This window comes from Halalkalibacter lacteus (assembly GCF_036663595.1).
GTDB classification, from domain to species: domain Bacteria; phylum Bacillota; class Bacilli; order Bacillales; family Bacillaceae_D; genus Halalkalibacter; species Halalkalibacter lacteus.
In genome coordinates, this window is sequence record NZ_JAWRVL010000004.1 from 55,869 (window position 1) to 73,659 (window position 17,791).

Below are 17,791 nucleotides of genomic sequence, written 5' to 3' on the forward strand. Positions count from 1 at the left end.
GATACGTTCAACCTAAATAAGCAAAAGAAGGAGAGACAGATATCGCCTCTCCTTCTAACCAATATTATCAAACTGTCTTTTTCTTCCAAATCCCTAACATCGTTGCTGTTACAATGGCACCAACAATGATAGCAAGTAAATACATAAACCAACCACCGGACACAAGTCCGACTACAAATATTCCACCGTGAGGAGCAGGTAACCCAATACCGAATAAAGCAGTAAGTCCACCTGCAACAGCTGCACCAACAACTGCTGATGGAATCACTCGACCAGGATCAGCCGCCGCGAATGGAATCGCACCTTCGGTAATAAACGAAGCACCTAAAATATAATTCGTCTTACCTGCTTCCTGCTCTTGTTTCGTAAACTTACGCTTAAAGAACGTTGTAGCTAACGCTATTCCAAGAGGTGGAACCATCCCACCTGCCATAACAGCAGCATGCGGACCAAAGTTACCTGCATCAATCATCGCAATACCAAATGTAAAGGCTGCTTTGTTAATTGGGCCACCCATATCAATTGCCATCATTCCACCAAGAATGATACCTAGTAACATCATATTCGTTGTACCCATTCCGCCTAACCAGCTTTCTAAGCCATTGTTAATGGCACTGAGTGGCGTAACAAACAGAAGCATAATCATACCCGTAAAGAAAATATTTAAAACAGGATAAAGGAGAATGGTTGTAATTCCAGCTAAAGATTGCGGCATACCAGCTAATAACTTCTTTACTAATAGTGCTATATATCCTCCTAAGAAACCAGCAATCAAACCACCTAAGAAACCAGCCTCTCCATTAAAGGCAATCAATCCACCAACCATACCAGCAGCAAAACCAGGGCGGTCAGCAATACTCATTGCAATAAAGGCAGAAAGGACAGGGATCATAAGAGCAAAAGCTGTTCCACCGCCAATATCCATTAACATTTGGGCAAATTCATTATTTAAGTCAATATCAATTAAAAAAGAAAGGGCAATGAGAATACCGCCACCGACAACAAATGGAAGCATATTGGAAACACCGTTCATTAAGTGTTTATAGAAACTTCCACCTTTTTTTCCTTTTTCTTGATTTTTTTCACTGCCACTAGCTTCACCTGTTCCTTTATAAACCGGAGCATTTCCTGACTTCGCTTGTTCCACTAGCTCTTTAGGACGTCTGATCCCATCCGTTACAGGCACTTCAATGACTTTTTTGCCCGAAAAACGATCCATTTCAACTTTCGTACTTGCTGCAACTATGATGGCTTGCGCGTTCTTAATTTCATCCGGTGTCAATTGATCCTTTACTCCACCTGAGCCATTTGTTTCAACTTTTATGGTAAGCCCTTGCTTTTTCGCTTCATCTTTTAACGCATCTGCAGCCATAAATGTATGGGCAATCCCTGTAGGACATCCAGTAACGGCTAGAATATCATAGCCATCTTTGGCAGGTGCTTTTTCTGCAGCTTCTTTTTCTAATTGCTCTTGCTCTTTCTTATCAATTGCAGCTATGATGTCCTCTTCTGACTGAGCTTTTAATAAAGCTTCACGAAAAGCTTCGTCCATTAGGAAAGTAGATAAACGTGAAAGTGTAGCAAGATGAGCTTCATTGGCCCCTGCTGATGCAGCGATCATAAAGAATAGATGAGTTGGTTGCCCATCAAGCGCTTCATAATCTAATCCACTCTCTGAACGTCCAAAAGCAATTGCTGGCGTTTTCACCGCTTCACTTTTTGCATGTGGAATAGCAATTCCTTCGCCAAGACCTGTTGTACTTTGCTCTTCCCTTGCCAAAATCGCTTTCTTATAGTCAGCTGCATTGTTTAATCTTCCGGCTTTATCTAAATTTTTTACTAACTCGTCAATTGCAGACGCCTTATCATTCGCACTCATATTAAGTATGATTGTATCTCTTTTTAATAAATCGGAAATTCTCACACTACTCACCCTTCCCTATATCAACTATTTTAATTTCCTTCATAAGTGTCTCTATCTCTTCTCTTTGAGCAAATCCTTTTGAAAATGCCGTTGCACTTCCTGTCGCCACCGCAAATTTAAATGCATCTTCTAAGGACAATTTTTCTTCTTTCGCAGCCAAGAAACCAGCTACGACCGAATCACCTGCACCTACTGAGTTTTTCACAACCCCTTTAGGTGTATTAGCATACAAAATTTGTTCTTTCGTTCCTAAGATCGCTCCATCTCCAGCAAACGAAACAAGAACATAGGTAATTCCTTTCTCTACCAGTTTTCGAACGTACGGAACAGCTTCTTTCGGCTCTTTCAATTCCACCGAGAATAATTCTCCAAGCTCATGATGATTTGGCTTGATGAACGTAGGTCTTTTCTCAAGAGCCTTCTTCATTGGCTCCCCACTTGAATCAATGAAAACTTCTGCTTTTCGATCAAGAGCCCCTTGGCATAATGTTTCATAAAAATCATCAGGAATAGTCGATGGTACACTTCCAGCAAGTACTAGTGCATCTCCTTCGGTAAGAACAGATAATTGTTTTTGCAATTGCTCTAAGTGACCCTTTGTAATGTCTGGTGACACACCATTTATTTCCGACTCAATTTCCCCCTTTACCTTAATATTAATTCGTGTATCCCCATTAACTTGAATAAAATCCGTTTCGATGTCTTCTTTTTCAATAACATCTCTTACATATTCACCGGTAAATCCGCCGATAAAGCCTAGCGCCTCACTTTTGTGTCCGAATCTTTTTAAGACTCTTGAAACATTGATTCCTTTTCCACCTGGAGCTTTGTAATCATAGGTTGAACGGTTTAATCCACCTACGTTCAACTCGTCAATCTCGACAAAATAATCAAGTGCAGGATTTAATGTGACAGTATAAATCATAAGGTAACCACCTCTACGTTTGTAATTGTACGAAAATCGTTGTAATATTCATCATCTAATTGTTTGCTTGTGATAATTGTGACATTTTCAGCATTGCTAAATTTGCTAAAAGACACTTCACCGAACTTGGAATGATCCGCCAAAATATAACTTTGGCGTGAACGCTTTATTGCATGTTCTTTGATAAACGCCTCTTCCGGATCAGGTGTTGTACACCCATCCTGCACCGTTAGTCCATTTACCCCGAGAAATGCTTTATCAAATCGAAATGACTCAAGTGTTTGAATGGCACTCCGTCCAACAAATGCTCTTGTTCCTGACTTAACATATCCACCAATAACATGTGTCTCAATATTTAGATCAATTAATAAGGAGATATTCGTAAGTCCATTCGTAACTACAACCACTTCCTTCCCTTCTAAAAAAGGAATGATCTCAACTGTTGTTGTACCCGCATCAAGAAAGATACACTCTCCATCTTCTATTAACGAAGCAGCTTTTTCAGCAATTCTCTTTTTTTCATGACTGTTTTTTATTGTTTTTTCTGCTATTGTTGGTTCATCTAATTTCTTTTGAAGAAGTGTTGCCCCTCCATGAATACGCTTTAATTTTTTCCCCTTTTCAAGGTCGGTTAGATCCCTTCTAATAGTTGATTCAGAAGCGTTCGTTTCATCAACTAGTTCTTGCATTTTTACCGTCATTTTTTCTTTTAATAGCGAAAGGATCTTTTGATGCCGTTCAATTGTGAGCAATCTTTATCACCTCATCTACAAGTCTATTATACAATCAAAAACATTTATAATCAATCATTTTCGTCCATTTGTCGAAAAAAAGAAAGCGTTACCCATCCTATAGGTTACCGCTTCAAGAAAATTATTATAAGTATCACCACCAACTTTCTTCGACACCATTCTACTTTACTCAATTTTTACGACCGTTTTCTATTTCTTCAACTAAGAGTGATAATTCTGTCCATCGTTCAATTGTCGTTTCTAGATCCTTTTCTAGCTGTTCCTTTTCTTTCATCCGATCTTGAATGACTCCATAATCACTACCCGCATTAATAATTTGTTGCTCAACTGTTTCAATTTTCATTTCAAGTTCGCTGATCGTATTTTCAATTTCATTCCATTCCAATTGATCTTTATACGAGAGCTTTTTACGCGTTTCTTTTTCCGACACTTCTTGACGACGAGATTCTTTTTCCTCTATTTTTGAATGCTCTAATTCAATCTGCTTTTGCGCTAGATAATCTGTATAATGCCCTTGAAATCTAGATACGATACCTTCTCCTTCAAAAACGAGCAAATGATCGACTACACGATCAAGAAAATAGCGATCATGAGAAACCGTAATCACAACGCCTGGAAATTGCTCTAAATAATCTTCAAGCACCGATAGTGTTTCTGTATCTAAATCATTGGTTGGTTCATCTAAAAACAATACATTCGGCTCTGTCATTAACACTTTTAGCAAATAAAGTCGCCTGCGTTCTCCTCCTGACAACCGACGAATATACGTATATTGTACCGACCTCGGAAAGAGAAAGCGTTCTAACATTTGTTCTGCCGTAACAACCGTCCCATCAACTGTATAAACAACTTCTGCAATTTCTTTTATATAATCGATCATACGTAAAGAATCGTCTATTTCTCCATCCTCTTGCGTGTAATAACCGATCTTAACGGTTTCACCTGTTGTGATTGTCCCGTAATCAGGAGTAATTCGACCAGCTAACATATTTAATAACGTTGTTTTCCCACTTCCATTCGGTCCAACAATACCTAAGCGTTCTCCCTTAACGATTAAATAATCTAATGACTGAATGAGCACGCTTTGATCATAGCTTTTGGTTACATCAGTAAGTTCGAGCACTTGCTTTCCTAGCCGTTTTGACCCAATGGCAAAATCAAATTCTCCTCGTTTCGATACACTTTCTTCCTCTTGTAATGATTCAACCCTTCCAATACGTGCTTTTTGCTTTGTTGTTCTCGCCTTGGCTCCTCTTTTTAACCAAGCTAATTCGCGCCTTAAAATGTTTGCACGCTTCTGATCTCTTTGCACTTCCTGTAACTCACGCTCAGCTTTTTTCTCTAAAAACAATTCATAATTGCCGACGTATGTAAATAACCTCCCTTGGTCAAGCTCATACATATTGTTAGTAACTCGATTTAAAAAATAACGATCATGCGTAATAAGGATAATCGACCCTTTATATGTAGATAAGAAACTTTCAAGCCACTCAATCGTTTCATGATCAAGGTGGTTAGTAGGTTCATCTAATAGGAGCAGATCTGCTGGTTGAATCAATGCTTTCGCAATTGCAACACGCTTCTTTTGTCCACCAGAAAGTTGGTTAATGGTGACTTCAAAGTTCGTTATGCCAAGTTTCGAAAGTATTGTTTTGGCAAGTGTATTCGCTTCCCATGCATCTAATTCATCCATACGTTGTTGCCATTTCATAAATTGCCTTTGACACTCATCACGTTCAGGTTCTTTCTCAAATAACAAAAGGCTTTGTTCATAAGCACGCATTGCCTTCATTATTTTTGAATCACCGAAATAAATTTGTTCCATTACAGTTAAGTCTTCGTTTAATTCTGGCTGTTGTGGCAAATATTCAATTTGAAAATCATTGGCATGAATTAACTCGCCTTTATCTGCCGATTCAATTCCTGCAAGTATTTTTAAAAGGGTAGATTTTCCCGTTCCATTAATTCCAATTAGACCAATTCGTTCTTTCTCCCCTATCGTAAAAGAGAGATTATCAAACAATGTCTTATCGCCATATGTTTTCATTAATCCTTCTACTTGTAGCATACTCATATGTTTTCCGCCCTTTTTTGTAAACTTATTTATCTATCTTATCGCAACTTAGACTTTGTTGCATCTTCTTAAAACAGCTTTCTATATTTAAAAGGCTCTTTTCGTAATGATTGTTGTTTTCATGCTACAATAAAGTAAAAACAAGGGCAACGAATTGATTCGTTGCCCTTGTTTTTACTTTATTATTTTATTTACGAATTTTAAACGCTGCATTAATTTGACCACGAAGCATACGGTTTCTATCTTCTTCTTTGGTTTTTACTTTTTTCTCGGTTTTTCGAATTTCAAAAGTTCCCATACCATCCTCGATTTTGTTAGCGATGTCAACCAGTCTCTCGACATCATTAAATGAATACTTCCGAGTCCTGCCATTAGACCGAACAGGAAAAATCAATTTCCTTTCTTCATAATAACGTATCTGCCTTTCTGATAATCCGGTCAATTCACTGACAACACCGATAGTAATAACCTTGTTGTCTTTGTATGATGACACCCACTCCCCCCCTTTTGTTAGGTGAGAATCACCATATTTTGCTCTTGCTCTTTTTATCATAACTCATTCTTATTTTCCAAATACAAAGAAAGATATAGATTGTAGGGAAAAAATATACAAAAAAGGATTTGTTATAATGAGACTATTGAAAAAGGTCGGTTTTTCGAGGCTACTGAAACGACATGTTTAATCTAAGAGTAACTTACGAATGTCCTCTCCTATTTTCTTTGGGGCAACATTTGGTCCATAACGCTCGATGACCTTTCCTTCTTTATCAACTAAAAATTTTGTGAAGTTCCACTTTATTTCCGAAGATAATAGCCCCTTTTGTTCTTTCTTTAAATACTTATATAAAGGAGTAGCATCACTGCCATTCACATTAATTTTCGCAAACAATGGAAAGGTGACCCCGAAATTAAGCTTACATACTTCCTCCATTTCACTATCACTTACAGGCTCTTGGCCCATAAACTGATTGCAAGGAAAACCGAGTACAGCCAGTCCATTCTCGCTATACTCCTGATATAACTTTTCGAGTCCATTAAATTGAGGAGCAAACCCACATTTAGTTGCCGTATTGACAATTAATAGAACATTGCCCTTGTAATGCTCCAATGATAACTCATTCCCACTTGGCTCCAAAACTGAAAATTGGTGGACACTCATCCTAACTCCTCCTCTCGAACAATTCGCTTATGGACGAGCTATTAGCGCGTTCTCCTAGCAAAATCGACAAACCGAAACTTGTCAGGACGATGTTTTGACTCCGTATATTGAAACATCGTCGCATCATCCAAATACACATGGCTTCTAACAACAACAATCGTATCGTAGCCTACTAAATCGAGAAGTTCACGGTCTTCTTCTGTCGGGGTTTCGACGGTAATTTCCTTTTTAGCAAAGCTTATTGACAGGCCAAGTACTTGTTCAATGTAAGCGTAAATGGAACGCGTACAAATGTCCACTGTTAAGCCAGGAACAAGCGAGGAAAGCAAGTAATCTTTATCTAAGATGATTTTTTCTTTATCGATCTCTCGAATTCGAACAACCTTCCATATATCCGGTTCTTCTCTTGTTTGAAAATGTTCTTGTATATCTGTCGGTATGACTTGTTCCTCAAGGGACACGACATCCGTTTTTGCCCTTTTCCCCATCTTATCTGCTAATTCTCGAAAACTAACAAGACCCGAAATCGGAAAATTAATTTTTGTAACGTCTAATACCACGGATCCTTTCCCTTGCATCTTTTGAATATACCCATGTTCAGACAATAGCTTTAGCGCTTTTCGTATTGTTTCTCGTGAAGCTTTATAAGTATCAGCCAACTCGTTTTCTGAAGGCAGAAGCTCATTTGCTTTTAAAATTCCATTTTGGATATTCCCAGCTAAGTCATCATAAATCATTCTAAATTTATTTTTTGTCATGATAAACCACCCAATTTAGTGTATCACGTTTATCTCACGTAATAAATGAGCGACTCATACGGGCGTAGTCTCATCGTTTTTTCTAGTGAGATTGAGTCCTGATAATTTGAAAGCACTAGCTCACTATTGGCTTTATCATCAACCCACTCTCCAGGCAACGTAAATACTGCATCATTCCCATAGAAGTTATTAATAACAAGAGCTTTTTCAGTCCCATTTGTACGCTCATATACAAACAGTTGTGGATCTTCATCCAGCAAAAGCTGATAATCTCCCACTGTGAAAATGTTGTACTCCTTACGTAACTGAATTAACTTTTTGTAATGATAAAAAATAGATGATTGGTCTGCGACAGCTTTTTCCGCATTAATCTCTTTATAATTTCGAGCAACTGGAATCCAAGGAGTTCCTGTTGTAAATCCCGCATTTTCTTGATCATTCCACTGAACAGGAGTACGTGAGTTATCACGCGATTTCCGTTTAATAATTTCCATAATATTCTCTTCTGGAATACCTTTTGCTTTCATGATTTGATAATAATTAAGCGTTTCAACATCACGATAATCATCAATACCCTCAAACCCTGGGTCCGTCATTCCAAATTCTTCACCTTGATATATATAAGGTGTCCCTTGCATCAAATGAATCGTTGTTGCAAGCATTTTCGCTGATTCTTTATGATAGGTTGTGTCGTTTCCATAACGTGTCACAACTCTTGGCTGGTCATGATTACACCAGAAAAGCGCATTCCAGCCTCCACCTTTATTCATTTCAACTTGCCATTTTGTTAAGATTTTCTTCAAAGCAAGAAAATCAAAATCAGCTAACGCCCACTTCTCCCCATTCGGATAATCGACTTTTAGGTGGTGAAAGTTGAAGGTCATGCTTAATTCGTTACGCTCTGGATTGGAATACTTAATGCAGTGCTCAATGGAAGTTGAGGACATTTCTCCAACCGTCATACTATCATATTTCGACAACACTTCATGATTCATCTCTTGCAAAAATTCATGGACCCGTGTTCCATCTGTATAAAACTTCCGACCATCACCTGGTGCGACAGACCCATCATCATTTAGGAAAGATTGATCTTTTGAAATAAGGTTAATGACATCTAAACGAAACCCATCAATCCCCTTATCAAACCAAAAATGCATCATATCATAGACATGCTTTCGTAAGGTTTCATTTTCCCAATTTAAATCAGCCTGGGTAACATCAAATAGATGTAAATAATATTGACCCGTCTCTTCATCATATTTCCAAGCATTACCCCCAAACTTCGATTGCCAGTTTGTTGGTTCTTCGCCATTAACAGGGTCCTTCCAAATATAGAAATCACGATATTGATTATCTATTGCTTTCCGCGACTCTTTAAACCAGTTGTGTTCTATAGATGTATGGTTCACCACAAGGTCCATAATTAATTTCATCCCGCGTTTATGGGTTTCTTCTAATAAACGTTCGAAATCGTCCATCGTGCCGTATTCCTCATGTATTGAATAATAATCTGAAATATCATATCCATTATCTTTTTGAGGTGACGCATAAACAGGTGTAAGCCAAAGTACATCTACACCTAGATCATTGAGATAATCTAGTTTCTCAATAATCCCCTTTAAGTCTCCAACACCATTTCCTATTGTATCATTGAAACTTTTTGGATAAATTTGATAAACGACTGATTTTCTCCACCATTCATTCATTCTCATTGCACCTTCCTTTTACCTTTTGTAATATTCCCTTCCAATACATTCAACCATTATCCGATGATATTATCCGTTGTCACCCACCGAAAAACTTGTATATACAAGACAAGTTTAAATGTTCTATTTTAAAAAAACAAGGGTGCAACCAGCATAGCAGCTCCCAAATCTTGGTCACTGAGATTATAAATGCACCCTCTTTTCTTAAACAAACGATTATTTAAATATTTTTACGTGTTTTTGCAAATATAAACGTTAAAACCAATGGTACAACTACTGCGATCACCATTCCAATTGCAAAGACAAGCCATTGACCTGCTTGAATTGAGAAAATACCTGGAAGGCCACCTACACCAATTGACGATGCAACAACTGAGTTTAAGGTAATCCACATTGCCGCAATAGCTGAGCCAATCACCGCACATATAAATGGAAAACGATAGCGTAAGTTCACCCCAAACATCGCTGGTTCAGTAATACCAAGATACGCTGAGACAGCAGATGTAAAAGATAATCCTTTTACCTTTTCATCTTTTAATATGAAGTACATCGCAAGCGCCGCTGACCCTTGCGCAATATTAGAAAGAGCAACAATCGGCCATAAGAACGTTCCACCAATACTTCCAATTAGCTGAAGGTCAACTGCTAAGAACGTATGGTGCATACCCGTGATGACTAATGGAGCATAAATCGCACCGTATAAAAGACCACCTAAAAAAGAAAAATTATCAAAAATACCGACAAATATCGCGGTAATTCCATTTCCAATCGCAAACGTAACTGGACCAATAGCAATAAATGCTATGAATCCTGTAACTAGTAAAGCAATTGGTGCTACAACTAATAATTGAAAACCATCGGGAACACGTTTTTTTAATGCGATTTCAATTTTAGCTAGCACATATGCAGCTACTAAAATTGGTAGAACTTGACCTTGATATCCTACCTTTGCTACATCAAATCCGAACAAATTCCAATATGGAATCGTTCCAGCTTCTTGAGCTTCCCCATATGCCCAAGCATTTAACAAGTCAGGATGAACAAGCATTAACCCTAGAACAATACCTAGCAACTCATTTCCACCAAATCGTTTCACTGCTGACCATCCAATTAACCCTGGTAAAAACACAAAAGCAGTATTAGCAATTAAATGAATAATATTAGCAAAATCAGCCCATTGCGGAAACATCTCTACGACAGATTGCTCTCCGAAAATTCCAGGCGCTGTTAGAATATTGTTAATCCCCATTAGTAAACCTGCTGTTACAATGGCAGGTAAAATCGGAATAAAAATATCTGCGAGCATCTTTACTGCTCTTTGTAATGGGTTCAAATTCTGGGCTGCCGCTTTTTTCGTCTCTTCTTTCGTTGCCTCAGAAATTCCAGCAAGTGAGATAAACTCTTTATAAACTTTATCAACCGTCCCTTGCCCGATTACTACTTGGAATTGACCATTTGTTGAAAACGAACCTCGTACTACATCAATGTTTTCTAACGCCTCTTTATCTACTTTGCCTTCATCTAATAATGCTAGGCGTAAGCGTGTAACACAATGCGTTGCAGACGCTATGTTTTCCTCACCACCTAATGCAGCGAGTATTTGTTTCGCTGATTCTTTTAACTCACTCATCGTTATTCCCCTCTCAGTGAACGTTTCCATATTTTTACAACTTTTTACAATCGATCTTGTATATACATGTTGGTTACGGTTTCATTCTAACTTGTATATACATATTAGTCAACAACTTTCCTCTTCTTTCTAAGATTTCCCTTCCTTGTTTGAGCTACTCCTTCAAAAAGTAGGCCGCAATGGCTCCGCACGCTGCTTCGAGTCTGTTCAAAAAGAAAAAACCAAACCTAAAACAAAAGAAGGTACTGAAAAACAAAAGGGTCTGACTCTAGTGCACACTATGCACTAGAGTCAGACCCTTTAAAAGGTTGTTCATGCTATTTTTTTGTCAGTAACAACGTCACCCCTATTTTATTACATATCGTTACATAATGAAGAAGTGTAAGGAGGACCGCCCCCATATTCATTCCAAGGATAATACCATCCATTTGCAAAGCTGGCATGGAACCAAGGAAATACATCGTTACAAATGAAAAAACAGTCGAATATAGAGCATGGAGAAATGCATCTCTTACTAATCCAAGTCCTATCAGATAAGCTTGCATAGGAATAACAAAAAAGTGAAACAAAAAGTAAGGCACGAGCAATTGTAAATATCGAATAGCAGGAGAATTCTCAAAAAAGAGACTCGTTAAAGGTTCAGCAAAGAAATAAAAGATTACTACAGCGGGGATTCCATAACACACTGTTACCAACATAACTCTTCTTAGTAGCGAACGCAATCTTGCTATATTCCCTTTCGAATATGCCTCAGAAACAGTTGGTATTAACACAATTAATAAAGAATGTGCAATAAATGCTGGAAAAAAGCCAATCGTAAAAGCTACCCCAGCCATTTTCCCATATTGCACCATTGCAATAGAATCGACCATTCCAGCTCTAACTAATGTTTCTTTAATAAAGAATGGCTTTACCGCAAAAGTGGCCGCATGGAATATGCGCAAACCTGTTGTAGGAATCGATACTTCGAGCAAACTTTTTCGAACCTTACTACCAGACAAGGCCGCTCGTGGTCTTCTTTTTAAAATACGCATTTGAATTAAAAAAGCAATAAATAAATAACTCAATACAAGAAATTCACTCGCAATCAATGTAGTAAGAGCAACTAGCAAGGCAACTTCTGCTTCAAATGAAGTAAGCATAAAGAGTACGATTAATAAGACAAGCTGTCCAGCTCTTCTTAGAAAATTAGCAAAGGCAATTTTCCCCATCCTTTGCGCACCCATGAAATAACCCCTAGCAACTGATGAAAATGAAATAATTGGAATTAGCAAAATGAATAACCATGGCACAAGTGGATGATAGCGGTCAAACACCGGAATAATAGGGAGTAACCATAAAGCCACCACTGAAAAAACTACCGTGCAAAGGATCGCAAATCGCAAGGCATGCATTAACATACTCCGATGAAAGATAACATCTTTTTCTGCAACAAACTTAGAAATCGATATTGGCAGCTCTAAGCTAGCTATGACGACAATAAAAAGGATCGTTGGCAAAATAGACATATATAAGCCGAGACCTTCTTCTCCTAATTCTCGAGCCAATATCATATTTATTAAAAACTCGATACATTCACCTAAGAAAGCAACAACTATTAACAGTAATGCACTTTTCAAAAAAATATTCATCGCTTCTCTCCCTTATTCCCTGTCCATAATTTATATGAGACAAGTTCATGAATTATGGGTAAGAAAAGAAAGAATACGCTTACATAGTAAAAAAAACCCAACCATCATCAGGCTGGTTTACTCATTATGTAGTATGTCTGTTGCACATAACAAACTTAACTCAACGGGCAAGACAATTGTCACTTTTGTTCCAATATTAACCTTGCTTTCATACCTAATCGTGCCACCCATTTCCTCAATGATGCGAAACGAGACCATTGTCCCGAGCCCCGTTCCTTTATCCTTTGTAGAATAAAAAAGCGTACCTATATTGGCCAATTGTTCATTTGACATCCCTTTACCTGTATCCGTTATCGTTATTTTAACGACCGATTTATCATCTTCAAGTTTTACATTTACTTTGCCGTTTTTTGGTGTTGCTTCAATCGCATTTTTGATCAGGTTTATTAATACTTGTTTAAATTGATTTTGGTCACTTCGTACACTTGTCTTATTTGAACCCACAATCGTCAATTCTACATTTTCTTTTAATGCATAAGGAGTTAGAATGTTAATTATTTCCTTCAGCACCTGATTTACTTCCATAACTTGAACATTTTTGAACTGCGGTTTGGCAAAATTTAAATAATCACTTATTATTTCTTCTGCCCGATTCATTTCACAAAGTGCAATCGAAAAAAATTCTTTATTCTCCCCCTTTTCATCCTTTTTCATCAGTTGGAGAAATCCTTTTACAACAGTTAATGGATTGCGTACTTCATGTGCAATTGATGCAGCTAATTCACTAATCGCATGCATTTTAACTGCCCTTTCCATTTCCTCCTGCATCTGCTTTCGTTCCAACATTTGCTCAAGAAGAAGCGTCGAGAATCCCACTGCAACGATCAAAGTCAACATAAACACAATGGTGTAAAATATAACATGTCCAAATTGATAATAGAGATCACCTATCAGTTCTAAATAAACGATGAGTAACGTCAATTGAACAATAGCTGGCCAAAAAACCAGATTTATCGCAAAACGTACCCTTTTCCACTTTTGCTTGATCTGCTGATATTGACTCGTATACAAATAAAAAATAGTAGACAAAGCAAGCACTACCACATAACCGATAAAGAGGTGCTCACCACCTATATAGGTTCTAGTTAGCAATATAACGCCACAAACAACCCATCCTGCTCTGGCTCCTCCATATAAAAAAGCAAGCATAAGCAAGACATAACGCAAATCCCAATATAATCCTTGTTCTTCAAACGTAAACACCATACATAAAATTGCTGCTATTGCTAGCAAAGCAACTAAAATTGTCTTCGATTTCCTTCCCTTCCTATCATTGACAAAAAAACTCACAACCAATAGTGGTATTAGTACGATTAACACATGTAAAAGGAGTTTTTCAGCAATCATGTAAAGGTTCGCCACCTTTTTGTCCACCCTGTGGATTCTTTTCTTTTTTATTACAGCACTATTCGACACATTCTATCAAAATCCTGCAAAAAACTAAATATTAGTAAAAGAACAGGAAAACGCAAGAACACACCATCTAGTAGATGTTGTTAATCAATCCCCATGAGGTGTAGATTATCCTCCTTTAATCATTAGACACATTGTCAACCAAAAATGAATTCAGTTGCAAACTTCGAACCAAAGAAATGAAAAAACTAGTAAGAATAGAATCCTTACCAGCTTTAAATCGTTCTGCTTAATTCACTTATCTTTTCATCCTGACACAACCGCTCATAGGCAAATAGCATCCATTCAATCATAAGACGACGTTCTCTATCCATAAAGTCTGATCCTAAAAGAGTTTCTAATTTTTCAATTCTATGATACAAAGTTTGGCGAACAATATATAATCTTTTAGCTGTTTCCTGCTTTGACCCTTGACAGGCAAGGTACATTTGAAGTGTATCTAATAGTTTAGCATTATAACGAGCATCATAATCTAAAACAGGCTTTAGACTTGTTTCCATCATTTCACCAAGATCGGTTTTATTATGAAAAACACTAAGCATTCGATAAAGTTGAAGATCTTCAAACACATACATTTCCTTTTTTTCTTTCACAAGAGGAATGAGAGAGTGTGCTTCCTTTGCTGTTTCAAAACTTTTTGCTATATCCTTCCACAAGGAAACAAATTTCCCTACTCCTACTGCTGAAATACGCCCATGCCACTCTTGTCGTTCCATCTGATTTAACTTATTTATTGCTCTATGAACTCTTTCTTTCCAATCAGTAACAGACCGATTATTGACTAAAATCCAGCCTAGTTGCATGGGCATTTCAGTTAAGAATGTCGTAAATCCTTCTTGTTCAAATGTCGTCCGTATTAGCAACTTTTGATAAGCTAATTCAGTTTTATAAGAATTCGCTTGCGCCTTCGCTAAAACGCAAACAACAGCTCCATTTTCACTTATATCCGAATCATAATAATACATGTATTCATGAATCATTTCCTCGGTATGTTCCCCTTTTAACCAACCATTTAACCAATGCCCTTCTTCTACTCCTCTTCTTTCCTCTATATACAATTCACGGAGAAGGTGTTGCGCGAGAGCCGTAACGGTTTTGTCTAACAAATGGCAGTCAATTTCTTGAAACTTACCTTGATCTTTTACGAGAATGATTTCTAACTGATTCCCGCCAAGTATATGAACATGTTTCTTTATGATATTGGTATTTTTATTAGATTGACTAGTTACCACCTTCTGAAGTTTGTCTTTTTCATACTTCGTACAATTTGGGAGATAGATCGTTTCTTGCTGACTCCTCATGATAACTTGAACATCTGTATAGCGTTGGAGCAACGATACAAGTTCCGTTCTATTGGCCATTCGTAGTAACAATTCATTTAGCTTTTGCGAAAACGTTTCTAAGAGGGTTAAAGAAGTAACCTGTTTATTTATTATAGAAGCATGTAAATCTTGCGTAATTTCAACAAAAGGCACTTCTTCTCGAAAAAGAATAATAGGCAGTTGATGACGATCAGCGAATTCTATCGCTTCGTCAGGGAGACTGTTCATACGCGTTCCAAGCTCAATACATAAACCTGCGACCTGGCAATCAATTAATTGTTGTAAAAAAGACAATAACGATGACGTATTTCCTTTCCACCAAAGACCTGTTGTCAAGATTAATTCCTGCCCTTTCAAAAGGTGCTTGATGTCCATAATTTCCACAACATGAACCCATTTAATTCTATTGCTTTTCCCATTAAAACCGGCTACAAAATCTGCATGACGAAATTGTTTTCTTTTGAGGGCCGTTTCAATCGTTATCTCTTCTTCCATTTCGTTTCCCCCTATCATTTGCCTCTTAGACTCAATTATATAAAAGGAAATGTTAGTTACGGGATATTTTGTAATGTATTCTCACAATGAAATAGAGACTGATTATCGTTTAATTGTAAGAAAAAGTTTAAGAAGAGGATGTCTCAAGGATCCGGCCCTGGCAAGTCAGCTCAATATACTAGGTGCTGATTTTTAAAAAGCTCCCTTATATTTTGCTCATGGGGTCAGACCATTGGGTTTTGAGTCAGCCTCTTTTGTTTTCACCTACTTTGTTGAATCATAAGTTTTGTAGAAAAGTACTTACGTGCTTCCACTGTCTGTATATGAAGTTGAACGGTATCCTTGAGGTTTTCTGATGTTTTCAGCGAGAAGTCAACATAAGAACCATTGAAATTTTCAGTAACAGAGTCAATTTGATAACCTTTCTCTAGTAAATAATCAACTTTCTCACGTTCACTTAAAAATTGTTGGTAATCAGACAACTTTCACACCTCCGCCTACATGTATTATCTATACGGTTATCGTCTTATTCATTACAGACTCTTCTGGAGTTCCAAACTTTTGACGCTTAAGATATCGTCCCTTTCCTTCTTTACCAACAAATGTTTTATCACGAATTACAAACTCACCACGAGATAAAACGCTTATTGGCTCTCCTGTTACTTTCATCCCCTCAAACGGATTATAATCAACCGCCATATAATGAGTAGTCGCTGATATTACTCGTTCTGCATGAGGATCAAAAATAACTAAATCTGCATCAGTACCAACAGCTATCGTTCCTTTTTTCGGGAATAACCCGAATAATTTTGCAGCTCTAGTTGACGTGAGGTCTACAAATTGTTGTAAGGAAATTTTCCCCTTCTTCACACCCTCTGAGAAGAGTAAACTAACACGATCTTCAATAATGGGTCCTCCATTTGGTATTTTTGTGAAGTCGCCTTTCCCTAAATCTTTTTGTCCTTTGAAATCAAATGAACATTGGTCTGACCCTACTGTTTGAAGTTGACCTGTTTTCAACGCATTCCAAAGGACGTCTTGATGAAACTTTTCTCTTAGTGGTGGTGACCACACATATTTTGCTCCTTCGAAATCCGGTTTTTCTAGATACGTTTCATCCAAAACTAAATATTGAGGACAAGTTTCTCCATATACTTGAATGCCCTTTTTTCTTGCTTCCATAATCTTTTCAACGGCTTGGGCACACGAAACATGAACAACATAAAGCTGAGAATCTGAAAGTCCTGTTAACTGGGCCGCACGACCAGTTGCTTCTCCTTCAATTTCAGGTGGCCGCGTCTTTGCGTGATAAATCGGTTCTGTTTGGCCATTGGCTAATGCTTGATTTGTTAAATATTCGATTACATCGCCATTTTCAGCGTGAACCATAACAAGACCGCCTAATTCTTTTGCTGCTATGAGCGTACGAAACAACGTCTCATCATCCACTTGAAAAACGTTTTTATAAGCCATAAATACTTTAAAAGATGTTATCCCTTCGTCATTAATAACGGCAGGCAGTTGCTTTAATACTTGTTCGTTCATTTCTCCGATCATTAAATGGAAGCTATAATCAATGACTGCCTTATGTTCTGATTTAGCGTGCCAACGATCAATCGCAGCTTGTAATGGCTCTTCTTTATTTGTTAAACAAAAATCAACTACTGTTGTCGTCCCACCAAAAGCAGCAGCTTTTGTTCCAGAGGCGAAGTCATCTTTTGTCACGGTTCCTCCAAATGGCATTTCTAGATGGGTATGTGGATCAATTCCACCTGGAAACACATAACAACATGTAGCATCAACCAGTTCAGCCCCCTCTGCTTGTAAATTTAATCCAATTGCTGAAATGATTTCTCCTTCGATTAAAATGTCAGCAGCATATTGATCTGTAGCTGTGACAATTGTGCCATTTTGAATTAACTTTTTCATTCGCTTCCCTCCA

14 protein-coding genes are annotated in these 17,791 nt (G+C 37.6%); all 14 read right to left on the reverse strand.

Annotated elements, in window-relative coordinates; genetic code table 11:
* Positions 1-67: 67 nt before the first annotated feature.
* The 14 genes from SAZ04_RS04290 to hydA all read right to left on the reverse strand — a co-directional run bounded on the left by SAZ04_RS04290 (position 68) and on the right by hydA (position 17,778).
* Positions 68-1,924 carry a PTS fructose transporter subunit IIABC gene (locus SAZ04_RS04290; RefSeq protein WP_332691586.1) on the reverse strand — a complete coding sequence of 619 codons (1,857 nt, stop codon included), beginning with the start codon at positions 1,922-1,924 and terminating at the stop codon, positions 68-70.
* A 1-nt stretch (position 1,925) separates the two neighbouring features.
* On the reverse strand, positions 1,926-2,849 hold the full coding sequence (gene pfkB, locus SAZ04_RS04295; RefSeq protein WP_332691588.1) for a 1-phosphofructokinase: 924 nt from the start codon (positions 2,847-2,849) through the stop codon (positions 1,926-1,928).
* Complete coding sequence (locus tag SAZ04_RS04300) at positions 2,846-3,601, reverse strand: DeoR/GlpR family DNA-binding transcription regulator (RefSeq protein ID WP_332691591.1); 756 nt, start codon at positions 3,599-3,601, stop codon at positions 2,846-2,848. Before SAZ04_RS04300 ends, pfkB begins: the two co-directional genes overlap by 4 nt.
* A gap of 169 nt (positions 3,602-3,770) precedes the next feature.
* Complete coding sequence (locus SAZ04_RS04305; protein WP_332691594.1) at positions 3,771-5,675, reverse strand: ABC-F family ATP-binding cassette domain-containing protein; 1,905 nt, start codon at positions 5,673-5,675, stop codon at positions 3,771-3,773.
* 187 nt (positions 5,676-5,862) lie between these two features.
* Positions 5,863-6,168, reverse strand: coding sequence for a MerR family transcriptional regulator (locus tag SAZ04_RS04310; protein ID WP_332691597.1), 306 nt, complete (start codon positions 6,166-6,168; stop codon positions 5,863-5,865).
* Between the two features lie 186 nt (positions 6,169-6,354).
* Complete coding sequence (locus SAZ04_RS04315) at positions 6,355-6,834, reverse strand: glutathione peroxidase (RefSeq protein WP_332691600.1); 480 nt, start codon at positions 6,832-6,834, stop codon at positions 6,355-6,357.
* A 41-nt stretch (positions 6,835-6,875) separates the two neighbouring features.
* Positions 6,876-7,592 carry a trehalose operon repressor gene (gene treR, locus SAZ04_RS04320; protein WP_332691603.1) on the reverse strand — a complete coding sequence of 239 codons (717 nt, stop codon included), beginning with the start codon at positions 7,590-7,592 and terminating at the stop codon, positions 6,876-6,878.
* Between the two features lie 29 nt (positions 7,593-7,621).
* Complete coding sequence (treC, locus tag SAZ04_RS04325; RefSeq protein WP_431308955.1) at positions 7,622-9,304, reverse strand: alpha,alpha-phosphotrehalase; 1,683 nt, start codon at positions 9,302-9,304, stop codon at positions 7,622-7,624.
* 214 nt (positions 9,305-9,518) lie between these two features.
* The gene (gene treP / locus SAZ04_RS04330) at positions 9,519-10,928 is read right to left on the reverse strand and encodes a PTS system trehalose-specific EIIBC component (protein ID WP_332691609.1); all 1,410 of its coding nucleotides are present in this window, start codon (positions 10,926-10,928) and stop codon (positions 9,519-9,521) included.
* Positions 10,929-11,245: 317 nt separating this feature from the next.
* A complete protein-coding gene (locus SAZ04_RS04335) occupies positions 11,246-12,559 on the reverse strand; it encodes an oligosaccharide flippase family protein (RefSeq protein ID WP_332691612.1) in 1,314 nt (437 codons plus the stop codon).
* Positions 12,560-12,676: 117 nt separating this feature from the next.
* Positions 12,677-13,981 (reverse strand): HAMP domain-containing sensor histidine kinase, encoded by a 1,305-nt coding sequence (locus SAZ04_RS04340; RefSeq protein ID WP_332691615.1) that lies wholly within the window; start codon positions 13,979-13,981, stop codon positions 12,677-12,679.
* Positions 13,982-14,247: 266 nt separating this feature from the next.
* Entirely contained in the window at positions 14,248-15,849 is a 1,602-nt protein-coding gene (locus SAZ04_RS04345) for a PucR family transcriptional regulator (protein WP_332691618.1), read from the reverse strand.
* A gap of 260 nt (positions 15,850-16,109) precedes the next feature.
* Positions 16,110-16,331: a hypothetical protein gene (locus SAZ04_RS04350; protein WP_332691621.1), complete on the reverse strand. Its 222-nt coding sequence runs from the start codon at positions 16,329-16,331 to the stop codon at positions 16,110-16,112.
* Positions 16,332-16,359: 28 nt separating this feature from the next.
* On the reverse strand, positions 16,360-17,778 hold the full coding sequence (hydA, locus tag SAZ04_RS04355) for a dihydropyrimidinase (protein WP_332691624.1): 1,419 nt from the start codon (positions 17,776-17,778) through the stop codon (positions 16,360-16,362).
* Between the last annotated feature and the right edge of the window lie 13 nt (positions 17,779-17,791).

Coding starts and splice junctions, on each gene's coding strand:
- SAZ04_RS04345 (WP_332691618.1), bottom strand. CDS start 15,849: ATGGAAGAAGAGATAACGATTGAAACGGCCCTCAAAAGAAAACAATTT.
- hydA (WP_332691624.1), bottom strand. CDS start 17,778: ATGAAAAAGTTAATTCAAAATGGCACAATTGTCACAGCTACAGATCAA.
- pfkB (WP_332691588.1), bottom strand. CDS start 2,849: ATGATTTATACTGTCACATTAAATCCTGCACTTGATTATTTTGTCGAG.
- treR (WP_332691603.1), bottom strand. CDS start 7,592: ATGACAAAAAATAAATTTAGAATGATTTATGATGACTTAGCTGGGAAT.
- SAZ04_RS04305 (WP_332691594.1), bottom strand. CDS start 5,675: ATGAGTATGCTACAAGTAGAAGGATTAATGAAAACATATGGCGATAAG.
- SAZ04_RS04315 (WP_332691600.1), bottom strand. CDS start 6,834: ATGAGTGTCCACCAATTTTCAGTTTTGGAGCCAAGTGGGAATGAGTTA.
- treP (WP_332691609.1), bottom strand. CDS start 10,928: ATGAGTGAGTTAAAAGAATCAGCGAAACAAATACTCGCTGCATTAGGT.
- SAZ04_RS04335 (WP_332691612.1), bottom strand. CDS start 12,559: ATGAATATTTTTTTGAAAAGTGCATTACTGTTAATAGTTGTTGCTTTC.
- treC (WP_431308955.1), bottom strand. CDS start 9,304: ATGAGAATGAATGAATGGTGGAGAAAATCAGTCGTTTATCAAATTTAT.